The 24,383-nt window shown below is 46.9% G+C and carries 18 protein-coding genes; 8 read left to right on the forward strand and 10 right to left on the reverse strand.

Annotated elements, in window-relative coordinates:
• The first annotated feature begins 415 nt into the window (after positions 1 to 415).
• Both ACEW8F_RS16440 and ACEW8F_RS16445 read left to right on the forward strand, forming a co-directional pair.
• On the forward strand, positions 416 to 1,606 hold the full coding sequence (locus ACEW8F_RS16440) for a DNA cytosine methyltransferase (protein ID WP_373484546.1): 1,191 nt from the start codon (positions 416 to 418) through the stop codon (positions 1,604 to 1,606).
• Positions 1,596 to 2,333: a PmeII family type II restriction endonuclease gene (locus ACEW8F_RS16445; RefSeq protein WP_373484547.1), complete on the forward strand. Its 738-nt coding sequence runs from the start codon at positions 1,596 to 1,598 to the stop codon at positions 2,331 to 2,333. The genes ACEW8F_RS16440 and ACEW8F_RS16445 overlap by 11 nt, the downstream gene beginning before the upstream one ends.
• 66 nt (positions 2,334 to 2,399) lie before the next feature.
• Here the strand turns inward: ACEW8F_RS16445 and ACEW8F_RS16450 are convergent, their stop codons facing one another.
• The 4 genes from ACEW8F_RS16450 to ACEW8F_RS16465 form a co-directional block, all read right to left on the reverse strand.
• A complete protein-coding gene (locus ACEW8F_RS16450; RefSeq protein WP_373484548.1) occupies positions 2,400 to 3,569 on the reverse strand; it encodes a Fic family protein in 1,170 nt (389 codons plus the stop codon).
• Positions 3,570 to 3,738: 169 nt separating this feature from the next.
• Positions 3,739 to 4,503, reverse strand: a complete 765-nt coding sequence (locus ACEW8F_RS16455; protein WP_373484549.1) for a hypothetical protein — start codon at positions 4,501 to 4,503, stop codon at positions 3,739 to 3,741.
• Positions 4,496 to 5,596 carry an ATP/GTP-binding protein gene (locus ACEW8F_RS16460; RefSeq protein WP_373484550.1) on the reverse strand — a complete coding sequence of 367 codons (1,101 nt, stop codon included), beginning with the start codon at positions 5,594 to 5,596 and terminating at the stop codon, positions 4,496 to 4,498. Before ACEW8F_RS16460 ends, ACEW8F_RS16455 begins: the two co-directional genes overlap by 8 nt.
• A gap of 232 nt (positions 5,597 to 5,828) precedes the next feature.
• Entirely contained in the window at positions 5,829 to 6,293 is a 465-nt protein-coding gene (locus ACEW8F_RS16465; protein ID WP_373484551.1) for a DUF6790 family protein, read from the reverse strand.
• A 126-nt stretch (positions 6,294 to 6,419) separates the two neighbouring features.
• Between ACEW8F_RS16465 and ACEW8F_RS16470 the strand changes: the two genes are divergently transcribed.
• From ACEW8F_RS16470 to ACEW8F_RS16480, 3 genes are all read left to right on the forward strand, one after another.
• Positions 6,420 to 7,319: a hypothetical protein gene (locus ACEW8F_RS16470; RefSeq protein WP_373484552.1), complete on the forward strand. Its 900-nt coding sequence runs from the start codon at positions 6,420 to 6,422 to the stop codon at positions 7,317 to 7,319.
• A 176-nt stretch (positions 7,320 to 7,495) separates the two neighbouring features.
• Positions 7,496 to 8,704 carry a hypothetical protein gene (locus ACEW8F_RS16475; protein WP_373484553.1) on the forward strand — a complete coding sequence of 403 codons (1,209 nt, stop codon included), beginning with the start codon at positions 7,496 to 7,498 and terminating at the stop codon, positions 8,702 to 8,704.
• 1 nt (position 8,705) lies between these two features.
• Positions 8,706 to 8,837 (forward strand): hypothetical protein, encoded by a 132-nt coding sequence (locus ACEW8F_RS16480; protein WP_373484554.1) that lies wholly within the window; start codon positions 8,706 to 8,708, stop codon positions 8,835 to 8,837.
• Positions 8,838 to 8,890: 53 nt separating this feature from the next.
• On the opposite strand, the gene ACEW8F_RS16485 is transcribed toward ACEW8F_RS16480, so the two are convergent.
• Complete coding sequence (locus ACEW8F_RS16485) at positions 8,891 to 11,419, reverse strand: EAL domain-containing protein (RefSeq protein WP_373484555.1); 2,529 nt, start codon at positions 11,417 to 11,419, stop codon at positions 8,891 to 8,893.
• A gap of 360 nt (positions 11,420 to 11,779) precedes the next feature.
• Between ACEW8F_RS16485 and ACEW8F_RS16490 the strand changes: the two genes are divergently transcribed.
• The 3 genes from ACEW8F_RS16490 (at position 11,780) to ACEW8F_RS16500 (ending at position 16,846) form a co-directional block, all read left to right on the forward strand.
• The gene (locus ACEW8F_RS16490; RefSeq protein WP_373484556.1) at positions 11,780 to 14,350 is read left to right on the forward strand and encodes an ABC transporter substrate binding protein; all 2,571 of its coding nucleotides are present in this window, start codon (positions 11,780 to 11,782) and stop codon (positions 14,348 to 14,350) included.
• 214 nt (positions 14,351 to 14,564) lie between these two features.
• A complete protein-coding gene (locus tag ACEW8F_RS16495) occupies positions 14,565 to 15,350 on the forward strand; it encodes a hypothetical protein (protein ID WP_373484557.1) in 786 nt (261 codons plus the stop codon).
• Positions 15,351 to 15,580: 230 nt separating this feature from the next.
• Positions 15,581 to 16,846: an EAL domain-containing protein gene (locus tag ACEW8F_RS16500; RefSeq protein ID WP_373484558.1), complete on the forward strand. Its 1,266-nt coding sequence runs from the start codon at positions 15,581 to 15,583 to the stop codon at positions 16,844 to 16,846.
• A gap of 215 nt (positions 16,847 to 17,061) precedes the next feature.
• Here ACEW8F_RS16500 and ACEW8F_RS16505 read toward each other — a convergent pair whose 3' ends face one another.
• The 5 genes from ACEW8F_RS16505 to ACEW8F_RS16525 all read right to left on the reverse strand — a co-directional run bounded on the left by ACEW8F_RS16505 (position 17,062) and on the right by ACEW8F_RS16525 (position 24,359).
• Positions 17,062 to 20,532, reverse strand: a complete 3,471-nt coding sequence (locus ACEW8F_RS16505) for an EAL domain-containing protein (RefSeq protein WP_373484559.1) — start codon at positions 20,530 to 20,532, stop codon at positions 17,062 to 17,064.
• A 253-nt stretch (positions 20,533 to 20,785) separates the two neighbouring features.
• Positions 20,786 to 21,118, reverse strand: coding sequence for a CGGC domain-containing protein (locus tag ACEW8F_RS16510; RefSeq protein ID WP_373484560.1), 333 nt, complete (start codon positions 21,116 to 21,118; stop codon positions 20,786 to 20,788).
• 170 nt (positions 21,119 to 21,288) lie between these two features.
• Entirely contained in the window at positions 21,289 to 21,537 is a 249-nt protein-coding gene (locus tag ACEW8F_RS16515) for a TIGR04076 family protein (RefSeq protein WP_373484561.1), read from the reverse strand.
• 11 nt (positions 21,538 to 21,548) lie between these two features.
• Positions 21,549 to 22,694, reverse strand: a complete 1,146-nt coding sequence (locus tag ACEW8F_RS16520) for an iron-containing alcohol dehydrogenase (protein WP_373484562.1) — start codon at positions 22,692 to 22,694, stop codon at positions 21,549 to 21,551.
• Between the two features lie 147 nt (positions 22,695 to 22,841).
• Positions 22,842 to 24,359 (reverse strand): APC family permease, encoded by a 1,518-nt coding sequence (locus ACEW8F_RS16525; protein ID WP_373484563.1) that lies wholly within the window; start codon positions 24,357 to 24,359, stop codon positions 22,842 to 22,844.
• Between the last annotated feature and the right edge of the window lie 24 nt (positions 24,360 to 24,383).

Consider the following 24,383-nt stretch of genomic DNA (forward strand, 5'->3'; position numbering starts at 1 on the left):
TTATTTTTGTTCCATTTTTTCATCTTCTTCAATATTTTCATTGTTTTGTTGTTCCGTTTCACTTCCGACTTCATGAATTCTGCCTGGTTCTTAGACCCGGATTCTCTAAGCTCCAAATCTTTTTCATTTCGCAATTACCTATGTTTATTTTATCATAATTTTGCTAAATAATAAAGTTGTCAATCTTTCAAACCAGGCCCCGAAAGACTATCCTGACCGGGCTTCCGATGGTAGCCATACCGGCTGGTACTCTCTGTGCTACCCCAGACCCAATCGCCATCGAGCTATTGGTCTATTTTATTTTTTTCCATCCCATCACAAAGCGATGCGATCATCTGTTTCATTTGTTCTATCTAATCTCAATAAAATATGCTATAATATAACCAAATTACTAAAAGAAAAATGGTGAACAATTATGTCAACACTACAAAAAAATGATTCCTCTGTCATCTCGCTATTTTCAGGTGGCATGGGTTTGGATATTGGTCTGATGCAGGCCGGATTAAACATTCAAATTGGACAGGATATTGACAAGGCCTGTGTATCAACCATGAGACTCAATGGCCACAGTGTCATTGACGGCGATATCCGAAAAATAAGCGCTGAAGAAGTCTTAAAACTTTCTGGACTGGCCCGAGAAGAGCCTTTTTTGATCTGTGGCGGACCACCTTGTCAACCATTTTCAACGGCGGGCAAGCGACTAGGAATCAACGATCCACGAGGTAGCCTTTTTATGGATTATATCCGCATGATTGATGCCATCCGGCCTCGCTTCTTTATCATGGAAAATGTCAAAGGTTTGATATCTTCCTCTATCAATCATGTCCCTCTGTCAGAACGTAACAAAGAAAACAAGGATCCCCTGTCCCAACGGGGATCCGTTTTCAAAATTGTTCTTGATGAGTTTGAGAAATTGGGTTATACAACCATTTATGGCGTGCTGGATGCTGTCAATTATGGGGTTCCGCAATTCCGTGAACGGCTGATTATTATCGGTAGTCGTGATCATGAAGATATTTTTCTCCCCATGCCATCACATTTTCAGTTGCATCAGAAAAAAGATTACCAGTGGCATACCCTTCGAGATGCAATTTTTGATCTGGAAGACAATCCCGGCGAATGCGCCAGCTTTAGCAAAGACCGCTTGAATTTTTTAAAAATGGTTCCCGAAGGCGGCAACTGGAAAGACTTGCCCCCAGATCTTATCAAAGAAGCCATGGGCGGAGCCTATCTATCTGGTGGCGGAAAGGTTGGATTCTACCGACGTCTATCCTATGATCAGCCTTCGCCTACCCTAGTGACGACGCCAGTTCAAAAAGCTTCCATGCTATGTCACCCTACCAAGGATCGTCCCCTGAGCGTGACCGAATATGCGCGCATTCAACAATTTCCTGACGATTGGGTTTTTGCAGGAACCACGACAGCAAAATATTGTCAGATCGGCAACGCCGTACCAATCGGTCTGTCCCGGGCATTAGGACAAATGCTAGTTGCGGTGGCTAACAACAGTGCCATTATCAAATCAAAACGTACCCGTGGTACTGATATTCATCTCAAAATTCAAAATGCTATGTCGAAACAGGAGAATGCAATCAATGGCTATTAATTCAAACTATAACGAAGAGCTGATGCTGTCAGTAATTGGTGATGCCCTCAATCATTTTTATGTGTCACTTGTTGCGAAAATAGATTCACTGACCATCAAAACGGTCATGCGCAAAAAAAATCCTTATTTGTTTCGCGCAAAGGATATGCAAGGTGCGGCACAGATCGTTGATGCCATTCTTTCTGCTTATGTATCATCGTCGGAAGAAACAATTTTTGGTAATTTATTTTTTGAACCCATTGCTACGGCAGCGGTTCAGGGTCAAAAAGCGCTGGCCCCTGGCATTGACATCATGGTTGAGGGGGATGATGTGATTTACGCCATTGCCGTCAAATCAGGAACAAATGTATTTAATTCCAGCAGCAAGAAAAAACAAGAGCAGGATTTTGCTGCTGCCAGCAAATTAGCACAACAAGCGCGAAAACGTTATGTCCCGATCATTGGCTACAGCTATGGAAAAAAGAAAAATGGAACAAAGGCCATTCCCAAAATGTATGCCGAACTGGCTGGCCAGGATTTTTGGGAAGAACTTACGGGTGACCCAGAGTTCTATCTTAAATTGATCCATTATATTGATCGACTGCCTAAAACCCATATTGATGCTTTCGAAGCCGCCTATCAAAAAGCACAAAACCGCCTTATCAAAGAATTTACCCAATTATTCTGCTTAGACGACGGCAGTATTGACTGGGACGCCCTGGTGCGCTTCAACTCCGGCCGCTCCTAATCGCCTGGCTTTCTAAACATCAAACCCTTCATCGTATCGGGTTTGATGTTTTTTTTTGCTCATGAATCACCTCACAAAATACTTATTCCGGTTGCCATATTTGTGCACCCCCAGCAGTCCCAGTTCGGCAAACTTCAGGACAAAGCCCCGGATGGTGGCATAGGCGGCAGCGCCAAAGTCTTTTTCCAGCTGTTTGGTGGAAAACTCCGCCCGGCCATAAGCGGCCAGAACAAACTCAAAGAGGGCTTTTTCCTTTGCTGTGATCAGCCCCGCCGCCAGGGCCTCCTGATAAACCGCCAGCCCATCGGCGGCGACCCCGGTCTGGGGCTTCAGCTGGTGATAAACCGCTTCGATAAAATAGACCAGAAAGGGCGTCACATCCACAATCCCGCTGATCCGGTGATTATCTTCTACCCGGCTAAAGGCCTGGTAATAGTCTTTTCTGGTGGCATTGATATGGTCTGACAGGGGTTGGAACAAGGCCGCCGGATAACCCTGCTGGATCAGCAGCCATAAATGCAGCATCCGGGCCATCCGACCGTTACCGTCAAAATAGGGATGGAGATAGGCCAGGTAAAAATGAACAATCACCGCCTTGAGCAGATCGTTGAGCTGATCTTCGCTGTTGATAAAATCAACCAGCTGCGCCATCGCTGCAGGCAGCTGATGGGCGGGTAAACCGGCATGCTCGATTTTTTCGCCGACAATATACACCGCATCGTCACGATAGAAACGGCCCAGTTCCAGCTGGTTTTCCGGTTCCAGAAAGTCCCCCACCGTCATCATATAGAGCTGGTAGAGGGTCGCTTCGGTAATCTTATTAGCCGGATTACTGATAAAATCCAGCCCTTTTTTCATCCCCCAGAGCCGCTGCTCGCTTTCATCCTGGGGGGCATAACCGGTCAAAATATGACGAATACTCTCCCGGGATGAAGTGATATTTTCAATCGCCAGGGTCGCCTGAATCTCCGTTGTCATCGCGTTAATGTTATAAGGGTGGGTTCCCGGTGGCCGCGCAAACAGCACCCGGGCCGATGCCATGCTGAGCCTCACCCGGTTTTCCAGATAAACCAGTGACTGACCATCAAAATCCCGCAACGGCAGCGTTTTAAAGAAATCTTTCCGCAGCAGCGCAATCATTTCCGCCACCTCATTCGGTGAATACTTGTGCTGCATCTTTTTTAAATCGATGAGGTGTTTATCAGATAGCATGGCAATAAATTTTTCGGCCTCCATAACGATCCTCCTTGCTGATACCAATTAGTATCAATTTGTATCAGTATAGCACAGCGCCGGGCGAATGCCAATAAATAAAACCTCCCATCACTGGAAGGTTTAAGCACAAAAAAGCAGGGCTCGAAGCGCCCTGCTTTTTGTGAATCGACAATCATTGCTAGCTTAACGACTATTCCTTAATTTCCAAAAAAGCGGGGTTGTAATCCGCCACAAAAAAAACACAGGTCGATAACACATCGAATCTATTATCTATCATCAGGCGCCCCAATTGAACCCTCAACACGGTGAGATGATCAACTTCGGTAGTCACCTGCGGATCAGTCCAAGCAAAGATGGTGCCACTTTGCAAAGTATGTGCTTTTGCCAAATTCTGTCTGATCACGATCGTGATTTGATCCCGCGTTGTGGCAAACTTGCGATAATCCCCAGCCATTGTTTCCTGCTGAACTCTGGTTTTGTACTGTTTATTTTTCAATTCTGCGATCGAAACTTTTCGTTCATGAAAATTACGATCCGGAATCGATTGCATATGATAGAACGCTTCAACCATCGGGTAATTGATGTAAAGCTTCCCCATATCTGAAGAGTCCGTAAAATATTCCTGCAACTGCATGACAATCCGATCATTAAAACGGGAGTCCTGGGGATCCAAGTCGAAAATCAACAGGATATCCGTATATTTAGCATCAAACAGTTTTTTCTTACTTTCATCCCGCTCTCTGTTTTTGAGAATGAGTAGCAGATCAATGGCATCAAAGCTGGCGGTTCCGTAAGTCACCATTTCCTGATACAAAGCATAAATATTTGTGCAATACGAAACGATTCGATAGGTATCGCTAACCGGATACGCAGCGATTACTTTTTTCATCAGGCTGACATCCGTTTTTTCACCCTCAACGATGATCAGAATACTCTTTTTATCCGCTTCATCCATCAAATTCACCGTTTACATACAGTTTTTCCAGATTATGACCTTCTCTCAGTTCGCGCCGAGTGGCATTTGCCAGGGAGGTCAACCGCTCCGGTGTTAAAATAAAATAACAATCCGGACGCATGATGCGATTTGTTAAGAGATTCGTATTATGCGAGGTTAGCACCGTCTGAAAACCGGTCATCGATTCCAGTAATTCAACAATCATTTCCGATAGTTCAAAATGATAATAGGCATCAAATTCATCAATAAACAAAAACGAGAGATCGGTCGCAATTGTCAGCCAATAAAAAAACGTATATAAGGCTTTGGTTCCATTTGATGCCGCTTTAAAAAACGGGATTGGTTTTTTTCGCCGAAAATACAGTCGTTCCTGACCATCTGGATCAGCAAAGACCACTAACTGTTCATTGATTCCAGCCCGATTGAGCAGTTCCTGGAATTGCTGCAATGTTTGTTCTGCCAGGATAAAGTTAAAATAATCTTTACTGTCATTTTTATAACCAATATAACGGTTCTCATCGAGGCTGCGGTACCAGAGCATGTTATTGACGAAATGGACCAGCTCCCGTAACGGTTTGACTGCTTCGCTGGTACTGTTGCTGACCACGTATTTTAAGAGTGAAAAATTTTCTTCCAGAAATTCATAATTCAGGGTTGGGATCCGTTTTTTCAACCCCTCTAAATCACCTGTCTTTTTTATATGATCATAAGAAAATATGATCTCCGCATTTAATTTTACTTCTTCAAATTTCAAAATTTGCTCGTTGTTTTTATGATATCGATATTCAATTTCGCCATCAGCTACTTTAAAAACATATCGGAATTCAGCATAGTCGACTTCACTATCGGCATTTAGATAGTAATCATATAGACCCGGGGAAACATTTTTGTCTGACAAATGGGACGTCAGGTCAAAAAGAGCCAATCCGATATTTGATTTATCGACCCCGTTTTTTCCATAGATTATTATTTTATTTAACAAACCATCTTTGATACAGTCTTTATTGAACGAATAATCCCGGACGTCAGAAAAATCCAATCGAATCGTATCTTTGAAGTTTTTAAACCCTGTTACCATGAATTTTTTTAACATCTCATCACCTCTCGTTTAGATTACCACGTATTGAAGCGCGAATGCAATAAGTAATCTCGTTTTGCCGTAAAAATATTACGGCAAAACGAGATTACTTACCTGTCTTAGCTACCAGCATCCTTAGTATCACCAACTTAAAAATGGAAATCGAGAAAGACAAGCCCGTTTTTAGCCGCAAAAAAGCAGCGATATTTCGGCCCTGCTTTTTTCTACCCGGCTAACCGCACCCGCCTCAACCACGTTTGGCCCGGAGCGTCAGCAGCCCCAGCACCACCAGGGTCACCGGCCCCAATAAATCGGGAATGATGATCAGGGCATTGCCGGGATTAAAATTACCCAGAGCAATCAGTTCCTGCAGGTGGATGAATGCCGCGCCAAAAAAGAAGACCACCGAAATGATGATAATCGGCGCCCAGAAAGCCCCCCGGAATTTGACCGCCAGAAAACCGCAGATGCCAATCCCCAGGGACACGTAGCCCAGCTCTTTTTGAAAGCCGTTGGAGACCCAGCCAATCTGGGCGGCAATCTCCTCGCTCATCAGCACATGGCCCATAAAACTGATGGTCATCGCCACCCCCAGAAAAAACAACTGATGCAGCAGTAGGGTTTCGGCCAGCATGGCCCCGTTTTTGCGCCGGATCAACCAGTGAATCAGACCGCTGACCAGCCCCGTTAAAAACAATCCCATAAAAATCATCCTGTGCCTCCCCAAATTTATTGACGTTAATGTCCTTCTACTTTTACCACCTGCCAACAAAACCAACCGGCCGCCCTGCTTAAATAAAGAATGTGATGGTATGAATACCATAAAGAAGGTGATTCTGTGAAAGCAACCAAAAAAATAAGGCTTCTGACCGGCCTTTTACTGGTCCTGCTCAGCCTTTATCTGCTGGCCTTTGTGCCGGCGCTGGCGGCCCGGCGCAGTGATCTGCTGCTGCGGGCCCAGACGGCCAGCTTTGCCGGCCAGAGTGTCTTTGCCCAGAGCAACTTGAAGCTGACCGTGCCGGCCTCCGCCCAAACCGGCGACGGCCGCTGGACTGACACCATGAAGCTGTTTCACTGCGGCGACAACTTTCCCCACCAGGGCCCCGGTCAACTGAGCATCCTCTATAATTTTGGTGCCTTTGACGACGGCCGCTCGGGCTTCTACGATCCCGAAGCCGCCACCTTTAATGCCCATTACGGGGTCTATGCCATCAGTCAGACCAAGAACCCCTTCGGGTATCGCAACGGCGTCCCTGATGGTGACGCCATCACCGGTCTGGTGGCGTTTGACCAGCTGGAACTGGTGCTGGCCTCACTGGGCTGTCCCCCTTCCCAACGCTATTTTGATGCCCAGATCACCGCGATAAAATCCGGCCCGATGATGGCCGGGTTTTCCGACTGGATTCAGATTGACGCCACTATTTTAACCAACGCCCCGCTGTACCAGGCGCAGGGCTTTCAGCCGGGCACCATCCAATACGGCCCCCCGCCGCCTGACTATCCCGGCCCGGACTTTCCGGTGGTCCCGATGCTGGGCCGGCTCTATCTGCGCTACGACAAGACCCGGCAGCTGACGGTAATTTATTTTGTGATCGCAAAAGATGCCGAGCTGATTGAAGAAACGAGTGCCAATTATCTGAAGCCGATAAAGTGGCGAATGGTGAAATCTCAGAACAAAGCTGGGGCTGATGGTATCAGCGGGAGTACCAAAATCGTTTTCCAGCGATTGTCACCATGACGTCTGCGAACGTAATTTAAATCATCCCGGACCCTGTGATTAAATTAAAATTCTGGTGGTAATAAGAAAACAAGAAAACTAAATCATGATGCAAGCCGGGTATTGCCGATCCTCGCTCGGCGCTGGCTGACAAGATTCTTTTAAAGAATCTGATTCTCTTCATTCAGGAGGCTGATATGTCAAACCATGAGAAACCAGAACCGAAAAAAGATCATGAAAATTCTGCAAAAAATTTAAATATCAATGGAGTAGATGATTTTTCTATTGATTCCGATTTAATCGCCTTTTCTATTAATTCGGCGGGCACCAGCAATCTGCAAAATAGCGATTCGCCCAGCGGCAATTGTCCTGCCTGCGGTTTTCCCGCCAATCAGGAGCCCAATCAAATAAGAGCAATTGGCCCAAATCGGGGGATTTGTCCGGAATGTGGCCATCAACTGATCGCTTCTAAGACCGGTTATTTTGTCGTCTGCGCGGATAAAAAAGATCCTTATGACATTGCCTATCAATGGATTCCCGCAAAAAGCACTGAACCAACTGCGGCGGAAAATGATGATTTGATTCCGGCGGCGAAAAAAAAGTTGCTTAAAAAAATCATGGCCACCAATATAATAATCAAATCCTTGTATTTTTCCATCGACACCGATAAGGACAAGAAAGATCAAAAAAACAATCATACAATCAAAAAAAAATACTTTGATAAGCTTCTATCGCTGGCCCAGGCGGGATTGACGGGAAAAATGGCTTCGCCGGAGCTGGCCGTTTTAGCCCTGGAACAATTAAATAACGAAATCACGACGATCGAGGGTCAGCGCATCAAAAACACCTATATGAAAGAGTTGGGCATGCGCGCCTTTCTCTCCAGCCTGATTGCGCTGGTGCTATTGTTGATTACCTCAACCGCAATACTTTCCAATGACACTACCCTCGCTGAACTGCTGATCCAAAAGTCCGGCTCCACCGTTTTTTTCCAGCGCGACAGCTTAGCGATTATCAGTATGTGCAGTGTTATCTGGATCGGAGCGATGCTCGGGACTTGGGTTTCATTCGCCGCCCGAAATCCGGTCTTGGATTTTGAACGTCTTAGCATCCTTGAAAAAGATCGCATGAAGCCAACCATCCGACTGATTTATATTGGTATCTGTGCCATCATCTTTTCACTTTTCCTGTCGACGGGTATCGTTGCCCTGGAAGTCGGCAATCTTTCAACCAACACGATCAAAGACAGCATCAACACACAGTTTGTGATCGGTATATTGTGTGGTTTAACGGAAAGTAAAATCGGAAGTTTTATCCATACGAAAACCACGACGGTGTTGAACAGCCAAACGGATGCCCCACAACCTGAAGAAGCATCGCCGTCTCAAACGAATGTGGTATCCTAGTGTGGTGAAAAAGGCGAACAATCAATGGCGGTTTGTCTTTGCGGCCAAAACTGGCGATGGCAATGGTCATTTCCGATTGCTGTCGGGATCGCATAAGGCCGGCCCGGAACAGGACCCGGTTTTCAGCCAATAAAAAGCAGCGCCGTAACAGCGCTGCTTTTTATTGGCTCCTGCTCCCACCGCCAGTTACTGATAATACCGGGAGGTCGCAATCACCTGATGGGCCGGCAGACAGATCAGCCCAGTGGTTTTTTTATACGCATTCAGCAGTTCGTGCTCAATTTTGGCGGCCCGCATTGGCTGATAAAAATAATAACCCTGAATTTCTTGGCAACCGTGCTGTTTCAGAAATTGCAGTTGCTTTTCATTCTCGACGCCTTCAGCAATGGTGCTGCAGCCCAGTTTAATGGCCAGGACAATGGTGGAGACGATAATCGCTTCATCTTTTTCATTGTTGCCAATGCCGTCAATAAATGTCTTGGGAATTTTGATCCGGTCCAGCGGCAGTTTTTTAAGATAGGAAAGCGATGAGTATTCGGTGCCAAAATCGTCGATGGCAATGGTCATCCCCATGCTTTTAATCTGACTAAGCTGATCCAGCATCAGGGTTGTATCCTCCATGAAAATCGATTCGGTGATCTCCAGTTCAAAATAGTCCGGATTGATATCAAACTCGCCCAGGGTGCGCTTGACATAATCGACAAAATCGTTCTTTTTCAGTTGTTTGGTGGACAGATTGACCCCCATTCGCAACGGTTTTTCCATCCGCGCTTCCCATTTTTTCTGCTGCGCCATCGCCGTTCGGATCACCCATTCGCCAATCGGGATAATCAGTCCCGTCTGCTCCGCCAGGGCGATAAATTTCGCCGGCGCAAGCAGGCCCCGCTCGGGATGATGCCAACGGATCAACGCCTCAAAGCCATTAATCTGATGGCTGGTGGCATCCACCTGAGGTTGATAAAAGAGTTCGAATTCATTGTTTTCGATGGCCGCATAGAGATCATTGCTCAGGGTCATGTTTTCGTCAATGTCTTCTTTCAAACTGTCATCATAAAATACAAACCGGCCCTTGCCCTGTTCCTTGGCTTCGTACATGGCAATATCGGCATTTTTAATCAGGGCTTCAGAGGAATAGCCATGCTGGGGAAAACAGGCAATCCCGATGCTGGCGCTGATATGAAGATTGTAGCTGTCCATGGCAATGGGCAATTCCAGTCGCTGTAAAATTTTTTCACAGGCCTGGATGACTTCGTCGTTAAGATAGGTATTGTGCAGCAAAATCAGAAATTCATCGCCCCCGGCCCGACTGAGCACATCACTTTCGCGCAGGGCCTTTTTCAGGATTTGGGCCACCCGGATCAGCAAGGCATCTCCCCTATCATGGCCCAGGGAATCATTAATCAGTTTAAACCCGTCAAGATCGATAAACAAAACCGCAAAGCCCTTATTATACCGCAGCGCATAGGTCACATGTTGCTCCAGGTATTCATAAAAAAAGCGGCGGTTGGATAATTTGGTCAAAGCGTCTTCATAAACCATTTTTCTTATTTTTTCTTCATTTTTGACATTTTCGGCGATTTTATTTTTTAGCAGCTGATTCATTTGAGCCAGTTCCGCGGTTCGTTTTAACACCTTTTCTTCCAGCTCGCCGTTTACCTGGGCCAAAGCGGCTTCAGCCCGTTTTAACTCATTAATATCCTGAAAGGTAAACACCGTACCGATACGGTTGGCAAACTGATCGTAATGGGTATGACAGGAGATCAGCACCGGAACCAGCCGCTGGTCTTTTCCGATCAGCTCCATGTCATTGCTTTTTAGCTCCGCACCGGCATGACAGTCAAAACCGGCGTTCTCAGCAAACAACTCATCAATCGGATGGTCTCTGAGTTGTGCCGCCGGGTAGCCTAAAATCATCTCGGCACCGGCATTCATGGTGACGATCAGACCCTGGCCATCGGTGATGATCAACCCATCGCTCATCATCATAAACACTTCCATCATAATGCTTTCCGGGGTAATGCTCATCATCCGGTAGCGGGTAATGGCAAAATTCAGCCCGATGATACAGACCAGACAGAGTAGCACCGTCAGCGGCGGCAGGGTGGTGATCCCAAGAATCGGCAAGAGGGTGTCGGCAATCCCGCCAAAAATCAGGGTCGACAAGAAGGACAGAAAAATAATCGTCGATTGCCGTCGCTCCCGGGTGTAAAGGGTGGTTCGGTTCCAGTAAGCGGTCACCGCCAGGGCCATCAGGGTATAGGAGACATAATAAAGGGTAAAATAAGAGTCCCAGAAAAAACCCCGATCAGCTGGCACCGCAAAGGCCCAACCAGGATCCAGAGGAATCATCAGATCCACACCGATAGGGGTCAAAAAATAATAAAAAAAACAAAAGACTCCCGGGGTGATCAATAGCAGATTTTTCCAGAGCTGGTCATAAAACGCCCGCCGTTCGGACAGAAAAAGCACCAGATAGAGGGTCAGCGTAAATAAAGTTGACCAGCAGATACTCATCACCCGTCGGTAAAAAGCCGCCAGCTCAGGGCTATCCGCGAGGATCATCATAAACAGCAACATCGACCAGAGGGCCAAATTGAGGCAGATCATGCCGAAGACCCAGTTAGCGCCATTCTTTTTTGGGGGGGTCAGCGTCACAATAGCGGTGATCATATAATACATAAAACAGCTAAAATAAATGGCAGCAAACCAGTTCATATCCAAATCCTTTCTCTTCCGAATAGCCGTCCCAGGGCGGGCACTTGTCTAAACTAAAGTATACCCCCGAAAACAGCGGATTAACGTTTATTTTTAAGAAGCGACGAACCTCTTCAGAACGGGCTTGCACCCATAAAAAACAGCGCCTCAACCAGTTACTGCTTTTTTTGTTGACGCATCATAAAACCACCGCCGCCGGATCAAATTTGTTTTCCTGATGGGATTTCAGTGAAGATTAGGGTATGAATAAATCTAGGCTAATGCTATAATAATTCATTAATAAAATTTAGCCAAAGTCAGTGACATCGCTGCGATTAGTGTCCGATCAAAAGTTTCAAATCTGAGAGGGAGCATATTACAATGAAAACGACTTCGACTGTCATCAGGGTTTTGTTACTACTGATAGTAATCCCGTCCCTAGCCATTTTTTTTATCAATTCTCCGATCGCTGCCCAAGAAGATGCCCCGAATATCATGATTATTCATTCTTATGACTTAAGTTACCAGTGGACGTCTGGCCAGGATGAAGGGATCCGAACCACCATTTTAGAAAGCTATCCCACTGCTAATATTTATACCGAGAATTTAGATTCGAAAAGAATTTCTGAAGCCTATATTATGTCAACCCAAAAAGATGTTTTTGTCGATAAATACAAAAACATCGATTTTGACTTAATTCTGGCCACTGATGATATCGGACTAACGTTTGCGATTGACGTGCGGGAGCAACTGCAGCTTAATGTCCCGATTGCCTTTAGTGGGGTGCTGGAGAACACCGTCGCTAAACTGGTTGGCGATGCCAAAGATATTACCGGGGTATACGAAATTCGGGGCTTTACCCGAATGATCGAATTAATGCGGACATTGCAGCCTGAAGCTAAAAAAGTTGTCATTATCAACGATCATTCATCCAGTAGTAAGCAATTGGTGGAAAAAATTCTGATTGCTTTTGATGAATTACAATTGCGCGATGACTATGTCCTGGAGTTTTGGGAAGCTAAATCCTATGCCGATATCCTTAAGGATGTCAGCACCCTCGAACCTGATACGGCCGTCTATTTGATTTCCTATTTTGAGTCTGCCGATGGTGTGATTAAAGATGGAACCGTTTTTTGTCAGGAAATTTCTGCTGTCGCAACTGTCCCCCTCTATTCCTTAGGGGAGAATTATTTTGGCGCCGGGCTGACTGGCGGCGAGTTTCTCAGCGCCCTTTTACAGGGCAACGAACTGGGCGCCATTGCCACGGAACTTTTAGCTGGCACACCGGTTCAGGATATCCCCTATTCCAGCAAAAGCACGTCCTATTTGGGGGTTGATGAAAATATGTTACGCAAGTTTAACTTAGAAAAGATAGTCCTGCCGGAGGATACGGTGGTGATTAATGAGACCCATAGCTTCTATGAATCCTATCGTTCTTTAATTTGGTCGGTGTTACTGGCCTTTGTTATCCTGATCATTTTTATTGGGATCTTATTAAAGCAAAGACGAATCATCAATCGCACCAACCAAAGTTTGCGAAAACAAAAGGATGAGCTCCAAGATCTGTATGATCAGGTGGCCACATCCGAAGAAGAATTAATCGTCCAGAATGAGGCCTTGCTCCATTACCAGGAAGATTTAGAGTTAAAAACGATCATTGATCAATTAACCGGCCTTAAAAACCGTTCTGCGCTTGAAGCGTATGCGAAAAATCTGTTAGCGAATGATCCGCTTTACCATCAAAAATTATTGATTGCCTTTATCGATTTAGATAACTTTAAATATATCAACAGTAATCATGGACACCACATTGGCGATATTGTCCTCAAGCAGCTTAGCAATCGTCTGTTATCCCTGGGGGAAGCGTATTTTGTCAGTCGCGTTGGTGGCGATGAGTTTGTCATTATTTATGATTATACCCATTCAACCGCTGAAAGAACCATCGCTGAGGTCCTGCCATCGCTAAAAAAAATGTTTGCGTTACCGATTAAAGTTGGCGAAAATTCAATTTCCGTCAAGGCCAGTATCGGCTACAGCCTTTATCCTGAAGATTCCCAGGATTACGACGAACTGATCATTTTTGCCGACATTGCGATGTATGAAGCCAAGCGAAAACAACGCGGTTCAACGATGCGTTATACGGAAAGTTTGGAAAAGCTATTTGACAACGAATATAAGATGCTTAATGAAATTGAAAAGGGCATCGCCAATGATGAGTTCTATCTCGTCTTTCAACCGATTATGACCTTAGATGGTTCACAGGTTCACAGCTTCGAAGCGTTATTAAGGTGGAATAGCAGCTGCTATGGCCCCGTTTCTCCCAATGAGTTTATTCCGATCGCTGAAACGGGTGGACAAATATTAGCTTTAGGCGACAAAGTGATCGACATGGCCATTGATTTTATCAAAATGCTCCAACAGAATGAACAAAAAGTCAGTACGGTATCCATCAATATTTCCGTTGTACAATTTTATGAAGCCGATTTTGTCAGTAAATTACTTGCCAAACTTAAATATAACAACATAAAAAATTCAATGATTCAACTTGAAATCATTGAATCATTAATGATTCATTCCTATGAAATTATTAGAACTAAGTTAGATGAATTAAAAGCCAACAACATCACCGTTGCCTTGGATGACTTCGGCACCGGTTATTCATCCTTGGCGCATATCAGTAAATTACCGATCGATATTGTCAAAATCGACAAACAGTTCATTGATGATATTCTCGAAGACAAAGAAGGCCAGCTCATTATCGATACGATTTGTGCCTTAACCAAAAGCCTGTCATTGAAAACCATCGCCGAAGGCGTCGAAACCGTGGCGCAGCTTGACTATGTTAAGAAATGTGGTTGCGACTTTATTCAGGGCTATTTTTATAGTAAACCACTGATGGCAAATGATGCGATCATTTTTATCAAAAAACATCAGCAGTCTTTAAAAATCTAAAAAATGATGCTGCTGTTATCGTTTATACCCTTCTTTCTTAAGTGGGAGGCGCAGCTCAGTCAGATTATTCCGAAGACCCCATTTACACCATCCCCCGAAACGGTTATACTAGTTCAGTACCCTTAGTAAGCCCCCACCGGCAATTGATAAACTGTTGGCACCATTCCCGGCCCTTAATCAGTGCCAAAACTTCACCCACCAAGGAGGAAACCCCATGTCCGTTATCACAAACTTAATCGAAACATATAATCTTGTTTACCAGGTTGAAAAAGAATATCCCCTGGAAATTATCGTCACCATGGATCTCTATCACGAACGACTAAAGCTGGCCAATACCAAATGCGACCAGGCCATTGTCAAGGCCTCCAAACAGGAGCTTGATGACAGCTTAAAGCTGCTGGTGCTGCCTGACCTGATCGATCCCCATTATTATCTGCTGCTCCATGAAGACCTTTTTGATGAATCCCAGCAATACGGCCAGGCCATTGCCTATGAATACACCAAGGTTATCGATTATGCTGAAATTCAGGAAAAATACGGGGTCGCCAATTTACGGGCTGCCCAATTTCCCGATTCGGCCTGCTATTTATTTTTGGCCGAGGTCCGGGCCTGGTTCCGGGGGTTTAACCTCTATTACAATCTGATCAGCGCGGAAAACAAGGCGGTGCTCTTTTCCTATCTCTGCGGCGCGGTACCCGAATACGAAAGCCTGTTATCCTTTGATCTCACCAACCATATGCAGTCCCTGGCAGAATTCTACGGCCAGGCGCTGGCCATCGGCGCCTATGTCAATTTCGATGTCAGCCTGCCGGACTACCTGACCCGCCATCATGTCCATGATCTCCTCAAAGTGGTTCATGACAATATCAATAATCTCAGCATTTTTGAAAATTACGAGGCCATTCATGCCGCCTATGAGGATTTTGTCTTAAATCAATCCAAGATTCCCGAACCCCATATCCACAGCCATAGCTGCAACCATATCCACCATGATCATTAAGGTGTAACCCGGCGGCATGGTGGATGCAGCCGTTCAGGTGATCCTTCAGAAAAGACGAAAAAGGTTGAATAAATCCCCTTAACACAGTACAATAAACGAACAAGGCATCTTTTAACTACCGTACCGATAATTGTCGGTACGGGGTTAGCTGCGTGACCATCTGAAAGTACCATCAGACATTACCTTAACATTCGCAACCATCAAATCGCAACGATATCTGGAGAAATCAATTGGAAAGTTCAATTACCATCACAAGCCCTGCCGAAGCAACCGTTAATATCCGTGAAGTCATCGAACAAAAAAGTTTGGTGGCTTATTTTCAGCCGATTATGTCGGTGACCGGGAAAAAAGTCCTGGGCCTGGAGGGCCTGATCCGGGGGATCATTCCGGGCTCCGCTGGGCTCATCCAACCCAAGCCGCTTTTTGACGCCGCTGCTGATGCCGGACTGACCATTGCGCTGGATCGGGCCTGCCGGGATGCAGTGCTCGACGGCTTCTGCGATTATCATCACGCCAATCCCGATCTGCTGCTGTTTCTCAACCTGGACACGGCCATCATCGATGAGGTCGGCGGTTCCAATTATCTCTGCGAACAGGTTCGCCACAGTGGCATCAGTCCCAAAAATATCGTCATCGAAATCAACGAGTCCAAGGCCCTGGATACCCAGGGTCTGACTCAGTTTGTTGATTATTATAAAAGCATGGGCTTTCTGATTGCTCTGGACGATGTCGGGGCCGGGTTCTCCAACATGGACCGGATCGCCGGACTGAAGCCGGATATTGTCAAAATCGATCGCTCGATTATTCAGGATATGGACTGCATTTATCACAAGCAGGAGGTCTTTAAATCGCTGGTCAACCTGACCAATAAGATTGGCGCCCTGATTGTGGCCGAAGGCGTGGAAACCCGGGCCGAAGCAATCCAGGTGCTGAAGCTGGGCGGTCAGGTCATCCAGGGTTTCTATTTTGCCCGACCCGGCCAGGATTATGTCCTCAAGGCCGAGCTGATTGTCAAAACCACCGAGGTCGTCGACGCCTATAAGAGCCTGCTGCTGCGGGAGCTGGAAGACTACAACCAGAAGTGTCTGGCTTACACCCACACCGTCAATGGCATCATCAAAGCCCTGGCCGTGCTGGATCATCCCGACGAATTTGATGCGCAGCTCCATCACTGTCTAATCAGTACCGACACCGTGGATTGCGCCTACGTCCTGGATGAAGCGGGAATTCAGTGCAGCGACACCATCGGCGCCAAAAACATCGGTGCCTGCGAAAAGCTGGTCTTCCACTCGGCCAAAGTGGGGGTCGATCATTCGATTAAAAACTTCTATTATAACCTGATCAAACGCCGCCAGGACACCTACATTTCCGAACCCTACGTCTCCATGGCCACCGGCAGCCTGTGCATCACCTATTCCCGGGTCTTCCGCCTGGCCGCCAAAAAATACATCCTCTGCGTCGATTTTCTGGAAGCCCCCCTCCCGGTTAACCCTTAACTGCCATAAAAAAAGATGAACGGTTGGGTTCATCTTTTAAGTTAGTGGCAAACTACCGTACCGACCAATTGTTAATCTGTTGTTCGCTGCGGGATCGAACAGGCGTTGCCGTGTTCGCCCCGATGCGTACAACATGATATAACAATTGTCGGTACTGGTTGGCTGCTTCATAATTCGATTGATGAACTTTGGTTCATCTTTTTTTTCGCCGTCAGCTAAAATTTGCTTCGCTTATATTGGCTGAAATCGACCTTCATGACCGTCGGTTGCCCAGTCAGTTCGTCAAAATACTGGTAGGCCGTTTTATCGGTAAAGCTGCCGTCAGCAAAGAGAATATTTTTCTTCATTTTTACCTGCAGCTCATAAAGGGTTCGCATCAGTTCCTCGCCCTCATGTTCATCCATCATAAATTTCACCCCGTATTCAAAAAGATTATCCGCCGCTTCCAGGCTCCAGACCGGGGTGCCGATGGCCGAGAACTCCTGGCCCATCAGGGTGGTCGTAAATTTCAGGGTAAAATCCCGTTCCAGGGGAAACTGAATGTTCGAAATAAAACACAGTCCCCCAGGGCCCAGGTCTTTGATCAGGGCCTTGGAATTGCCCACCTTCATGGTTTTATCCTTAATCTTCAAAATCCGCAGATCGGTCTTTAATAAATCCCGGAAGGGCAGCCGGAAATATTTACGCCGTTCCGTCCGGGTTTTTAAGGTGGCATTGCTGAGCACCGGCCGGCATTTGCCTTTTGCCAGGATCTCATCGATTTTCAGAAACGGCACCGGTCGCGAATAAAGATAGCCCTGTCCGGCATAGCAATTATTTTCCTTTAAAAATGACAGCTGTTCCCAGTTCTCAATGCCTTCACAAACCAGTTTAATGCGCAGCTCTTTGGTCAGATTAATGATCGCCTGGGCGATGATGGCGGTGGTCTGATCTACCATCACATTTTTTAAAAAGGAGGCATCCATTTTGATAATATCGATGTTAAAATGCTGCAGGTAACTCAGCGATGAGTAACCGGTGCCAAAATCATCGAGGGCCACTTTGATTCCGGCCTGCTGCAGTTTTTTGATATCGTCAATGGCCTTGTGGGCATTTTCGATGATCAGACTTTCGGTCAGTTCGACGATCAGATATTGGGGATCCACCTCAAATTCAGCCAGAACATCGGTAATATTTTTGACAAAATCCCGCTCATAAAACTGGATACTGGAAAAATTAACCGAAATATGAACCGGATCGTAGCCCTTTAAGGTCCAGTAGCGATGATCTTCACAGACTTTCCGCAACAGCCATTTGCCCATTTCGACAATCGCCCCGGTTTCTTCCGCCAGGTAAATAAATTCTTCCGGCGAAACCATCCCCCAATCCGGGTGATTCCAGCGGATCAGCGCTTCCACCGCCAGGATCTGATTGTTTTGTAACCGCACGATGGGCTGATAATAAACTATAAATTGATCCCGCTTCACCGCCATCCGCAAATCGTTGCGCAGCTGCAGCTGTTTATAGTTCTGGATATTCAGCTCTGAAGAATAAAAGCGGTAACGGTTCTGGCCCTCTTTTTTTGACCACACCAGGGCAATATTGGCATATTGAACCAGCTCTTCAAGCTCATCCCGGGCCGGATCCGGCTCAGCTGTTTCGTCTTCAGCCGCTGCCATCGTTGCTGTCACTTCCGGCGGATAAACGCTGACCCCGACATTGACATTGACATCAAATTCATAGATATCAATTTTAAAGGAACGATGAAAAAAGTCGATGACTTCCAGAACTCTGGCCTCATAAGCCTCCAGATTGATCAGTCCCTCGATGACAATGGCAAAATGATCTTCGGAATACCGGGAAATCAGGGTATCTTTTCCTAACAGTCCCCGGAGCCGCATGACAATCTGGACAATCAGCTGTTGGCCCACCGTAAATCCCAGCGAATCATTGATCTCTTTAAAGCCCTCAAAGTCCAGCATCATCACAATCAGACTCTGCTTGTCGCGATCGGCTTTGCGACATTTTTCGGCGAGCTCTATTTTAAACTGATTCGGTTTAGGCAGCGATGTGGTTTCATCATAGGAGGCCATCTTTTCAATTTTTCGCTGCATAATAATGCGATTGGTGACATCCCGAAAATCCAGCACCAGTCCCTGGATAACCGGATGATCGAGAAAATTCTGGATATGCACTTCCAGATAAATAGGCCGATCACTATTCCCGGCAAAGGTGATAATCCCGGTTTCCGCGATCAATTTATTTTCCATGGCATTGGTAATCAGGCCCTTTAAATAGGCCGCTTCATCGTGATCATAGTAGTCATAGACCGATTTGCCGATCATACTGCCGGGATCGTAATTGATCACCTTTTGGGAGGTATCGCTAATATAGCGGATGATCCCCGCCGCCGAAATAATCTCAAAGACCACCCCGGATTCCTGAATCAGCATTTTAGTGCGTTGCTCAATTTTGTCGATCTCCTGCTGTTTGATTTCAATGGCCCGCTGATATTCTTTTCTTTCAGTGATATCCTGGATGGTACCATAAACATGGGATACCTGCCGGTTGTCATCAAAATGATATTCTACCACCTGAAAAACCTCGCGAATGGTGCCATCTTTCCGGATCACCCGAAATTCCAGCTCAAAGGGTTCTTCGCTCAGCTCGCCGGCCATGGCATCGGTGATGATATGGTGATCCTCGGGATGCACCCGGCTTAAAAAATCATCAAAGGTGCCCTTAAACTCAGCCGCAGTGATCCCAAAAATCCGCAACGCCTCATCCGACATAAAATTCTGGGCTTTTTCAACGTTCATTTCCCAGCTCCCTATTTTTGCCAGCCGCTGGGCCTGCTCGAGATTTTTTTTGATGAAAATAATCTCGTTTTCCAGTTTTTTGATTTCAGTGATGTCCTGGATGGTACCCACCAGATCGGTGTTTAAGCCATCCTTATTGGGCAGCGGTTCCCCCACCAGGCGCACGTACTTAATGGTTTTATCCCGCAACTGGATCCGGTACTGGAGATCAAATTTTTGATGAGCCAGCCGTTTTTGGGTGAGTTCGGCTAAAACATGGCGATCCGCCGGATAGGTAAAATCCATTAATTCAACCACGGTGCCCCCAAATTCTTCCGGTTTGAGATCATAGATCCGATAGATTTCATCAGACCAGAAGATTTCATTTTTAACCGCATCGTATTTCCAACTGCCCAGGCCGGCCACCTTTTGACCCAGATTGAGGTTTTCGCCCAGCTCTTTCAAACGGTTTTCAACGGTTTTTTCGCTGGTAATATCCTGCAGGGCGCCGATAATTTTAACCGGCTGGCCGCCTTCATCCAGGAGGGTCCGGGTTTTTTCTTTAACAAATTTCGGCTGGCCCGATCCCGTGATAATCTGATATTCCAGCTCCTGATCCTGGCCCTGAAAGGCCCGTTCACGTGATGTTTTTACCTTGCTGACATCGTCCGGGCAGACAAATTGAAAATAGGCCTCGGCGTTGGTTGCCAGCTGCTCCGGCACTGTTTCAAAAATATGATAGTATTCATCGGTAAAATAAACCGTGTCCTTACCGATTTCATAGGTCCAGCTAGCGGTTTTCATCATTTCCTGAGCATGCCGGCGGTTTTCCAGATACCACTGATCCTGTTCCGGCAAGCTGGAGGATTCTTTGAGTTTGATGCGATTAAACAAGCTCTCTAAGGTCATCTGGCACACCACCTTTCCAAAGCAAATCCGGGTTGAGGATATGTGACTTTTTCATTTCTCCTCCTGAGCATTCATTATTTTGATATTCATAGTAAAAAGTATACGCTCATTCAAATCGAGTCGCAATCACTTGTTTTAAATATATACCCCCTTTAAGGATCAAAACCAATGCTTTGTTTAAGAATTTTGGTGATCATTAAAAAAAAACAGGTCGCCGCTAGGACAGGCCTGATTTTTCTGGGAATACTTACGATCAATGGGTATAATCGATGATCCGGATCTCATCGCCCAGTTTCTTCACAATCGCTGCTTTAATCTGATCTGCATTGGGACAGACAAAGCCGATCGGATTCCCCCGGGTGATACAGGAACACAGCACAATGGTATCGGCTCCGCGCTTCACCATTTCCGTCGCCCGGGTCACGGCTTTTTTCCCGGGACATCCGCCGCAGCTGACAAAGCCAACGATCTCAATGTCTTCTTCAATTCCCTCAAAGGCCGCCTTTTTGTCCCGCATCACCTTGAAATCAGTGGTGCCGGGACACATATCTTCGGTTTGCTGGCAGCGAATTAATCCAACTTTCATAAATCCTCCTTTTAAACTAATCTATGAACACCGTTACCCTTTACTATCAGCATACCGGGATTTTAAAAAGTTGTCAATGGATTTTAAAAAATGGATTATCCGCTTCAATAAAGAAAACAAGGCCTGATGAATGGTGACATCAGGCCTTGTTTTTCTTTCGGGGGCAGTTATCAGGCTTTCATGATTCGAAACACCACTTTTTCCCCACAGTCCGGACATTGGAGCGGGGCCTCGCTGATGACGCCTTTACGGGCGGCATAGACAAAGGGAAATACTGCACTGAGTGCCATCATGCAGAAATTTCCACTCTTGTCCTTATCCAACAGGGGTCCGTCGAAGATGACTTCATCCCCCGGCGCGTAAAGCGGGCAACCCGATGACTCGACCACCAGTTTTATTATTTGTTCGATTGCTTCCATATCGCCCACCGCTACAACGCCTGGCGATACAGGTCTTCGATCTGCGTCAGGGTGGTGGCCCGGGGATTGACCAGAATATTGCCGCTTTTCATGGCGTCTACGGCCATCGCCGGGATCTTATCGGCGGTGACTCCCACCTCCGTCAGGGTCTGGGGAATACCCAGGGCGGCGGTCAGACTGCGGATCTCATCGACCAACGTCTGGGGCGTGAAATCTTCCCAGCCGTCACCGCATTTAATCGCTTCGTAAATGGTCTGATAGCGTCCGGTATCAGCCAGGGCGTTATATTCCAGCACCGTCGGCAGCAGTACCGCGTTGGCCACCCCATGGGGGACATCGAAATAACCACCCAGGGGATGGGCCATCGCATGGACATTACCCAGTCGCGCCCAGGCAAAGGCGATCCCGGCAAACATACTGCCGTAGAGCATTGCCGCGGCCGCTTCCAGATTGGTCCGATCGGCCACAAACAAACGAATATTTTTACCAATAAGTTCCAGCGCCTTTTCGGCCATGGCATCAGAAAAAGGTGAAGCCGCCTTGGAGAGATAAGCCTCGATGGCGTGCACCATGGCGTCAATCCCACAGGCCGCAGCGATTTTTTCCGGAGCCGTCATCACCAGCGTCGGATCCAGTACTGCATAGGCCGGAATTAGTTCATAACTGAACACCGTCAGCTTGTAATTTCGGGAGCGGTCGGTGATCACCGCAAAGGCCGTCACCTCCGAGCCGGTACCGGCCGTGGTGGGAATCGCTATCAGCGGAATAATCGCCCCGGGAACCAGATGAGCCCCCTCATAGTCGGTGATGGCACCACCAAACCTGGCCAGTACCCCCACGGCCTTGGCCACATCCATGGGGGAACCGCCGCCTAGCGCAATCAGACAATCTGCCCCGCTTGTGACAAAAGCCAGCCTTGCCTGCTCCACGGTTTCCACTGAAGGATTGGCCTCAATTTCTAAAAAACTGTCAAAACCAATCCCCGCCCGGCCCAAAATATCGGTGATCCTGGCAACCATCCCCAGCTTCTCCAAATGGGGATCCGAAATCACCATCACCTTCATTAACCCCTGCTGACTCAACAGCTCCGGGATTTTCTCAATACTATTCTCACCACAGATTATTTCCTGGGGTATTTTAAAACTAAAACGATTCATCAGTCTTCCTTTCATAATTTCAGATCCAGTCTATTATAATAATTATCCAATGTAAATTAACAAACGACTAAACCAGTACCGACAATTGTTACATCATCTTGTCCGCATCAGAGCGGACACGGCATCGCACTCAAACTAACCGTGAGGTTATTCGGTTACGCTGCCAACCCGGCCGGCGAAGACTGGTTTTTCATCTACATCGATATATTCCACATCGATATGGGCGCCAAACTCATCGCCGTACTTGAACTTGCAGTAGCCATAGAAGATCACTCCTAATACCGCCCAGCCGCCAGCCATGATCCATTCTTCCATGACCAGGGCGGTGGATGCAAAGGGCAGCGGAATCACATATAAGAGTGTCATCATCCCCGATAAAGCCACGGCCACGATGCCCACAAAGGTGCCGAAACGGACCTTGTAGGGGCGTTTCATGTCGGGATCTTTTTTTCTGAGGATCAGGAAGGACAGTGATACCATGGCATAGGCCAGACAGACCCCGAAGCTACCGGCATCGACGATCCAGACCAGCATTTTCCGGCCAAAGAAAGGGGCAATCACTGACAACACACCAATCAGGGCAATGGCCAGAACGGGAGTTTTGAATTTAGGGTGCAGTTTGGCAAAAACCCGGGGAATCATGTTGGATTCCGCCATTGAGAACATCGCCCGGCTGCCGCCAATTAAGAAAGAATTCCAGCTGGTGATGATCCCGGCCATCCCGCCGACAATCAGCACCTTGGTCATAATTGTGCTGTTAAAGGCCAGCCCCATCGCATCGGCAGTCACCAGGGTGGAATCTGCCATGGCACTTAAGGGCATCACATAGGCAACCGCCAAAATGATTAAAGCATAAAAAGCCACGGCCATCAGGATCGACAGAATCATAATGCCGCCAATTTTCTTGAATCCGGCGTTGATTTCTTCCGCCGCCTGGGGAATGACATCAAAGCCCACAAACAAAAACGGTGTCATCACGGCCACGGTGAGCACGCTGCCCAGGGCCGTGGTGCCCATTTCAATACTGCCGCCAAACATATTTCCGGCAATGTTGGCGGGAGCGCCGTTGATGACTGATCCGGCAATTAACAGTAGTCCGGCGCCAGCAATTAACGCAGTAAAAACGGTCTGCAGTTTGGCCGCTGTTTTGGCCCCGAGAATATTGATGGCGGTAATAATAATGGCAGTGATTACCCCGACAGCCACCCAGGAGGCGTAAATATCAAATCCGGCCACGGTGTACATATAACCCTGCAGGAAATTGGGACTCAGGTATTGAATAACGGTGGGAAAGGCGCAGGCTTCAAAGGCCACTACGCTGACATACCCGAGGATAATCGCCCAGGTACAGATAAACGATCCGGTCGGCCCCATCGCCTTATAACTAAAGACATGCTCGCCGCCGCATTGCGGCATGGCCGCAGTCAGTTCGGCATAGGTCAGCCCGACAAAAAGCACCATCACCCCGCCGATGAGAAAGGCCAGGGCCGCTCCCAGGGCACCGGCGGTTTCAATCCAGATGCCGGTATTAACCACCCAGCCCCAGCCAATCATGGCGCCGAAGGCCAGCACAAAAATATCTTTGGTATTTAACACCTTGTCAAATTTTGACTTGTTCGTTTTTTCACTCATTTTTTCGTTTGTATGATCCGCATTCCCGATCATACACTCCTTTCGTTTTTGAAATTG

This window comes from Acetobacterium sp., from assembly GCF_041752335.1.
In the GTDB taxonomy this organism is placed as follows: domain Bacteria; phylum Bacillota; class Clostridia; order Eubacteriales; family Eubacteriaceae; genus Acetobacterium.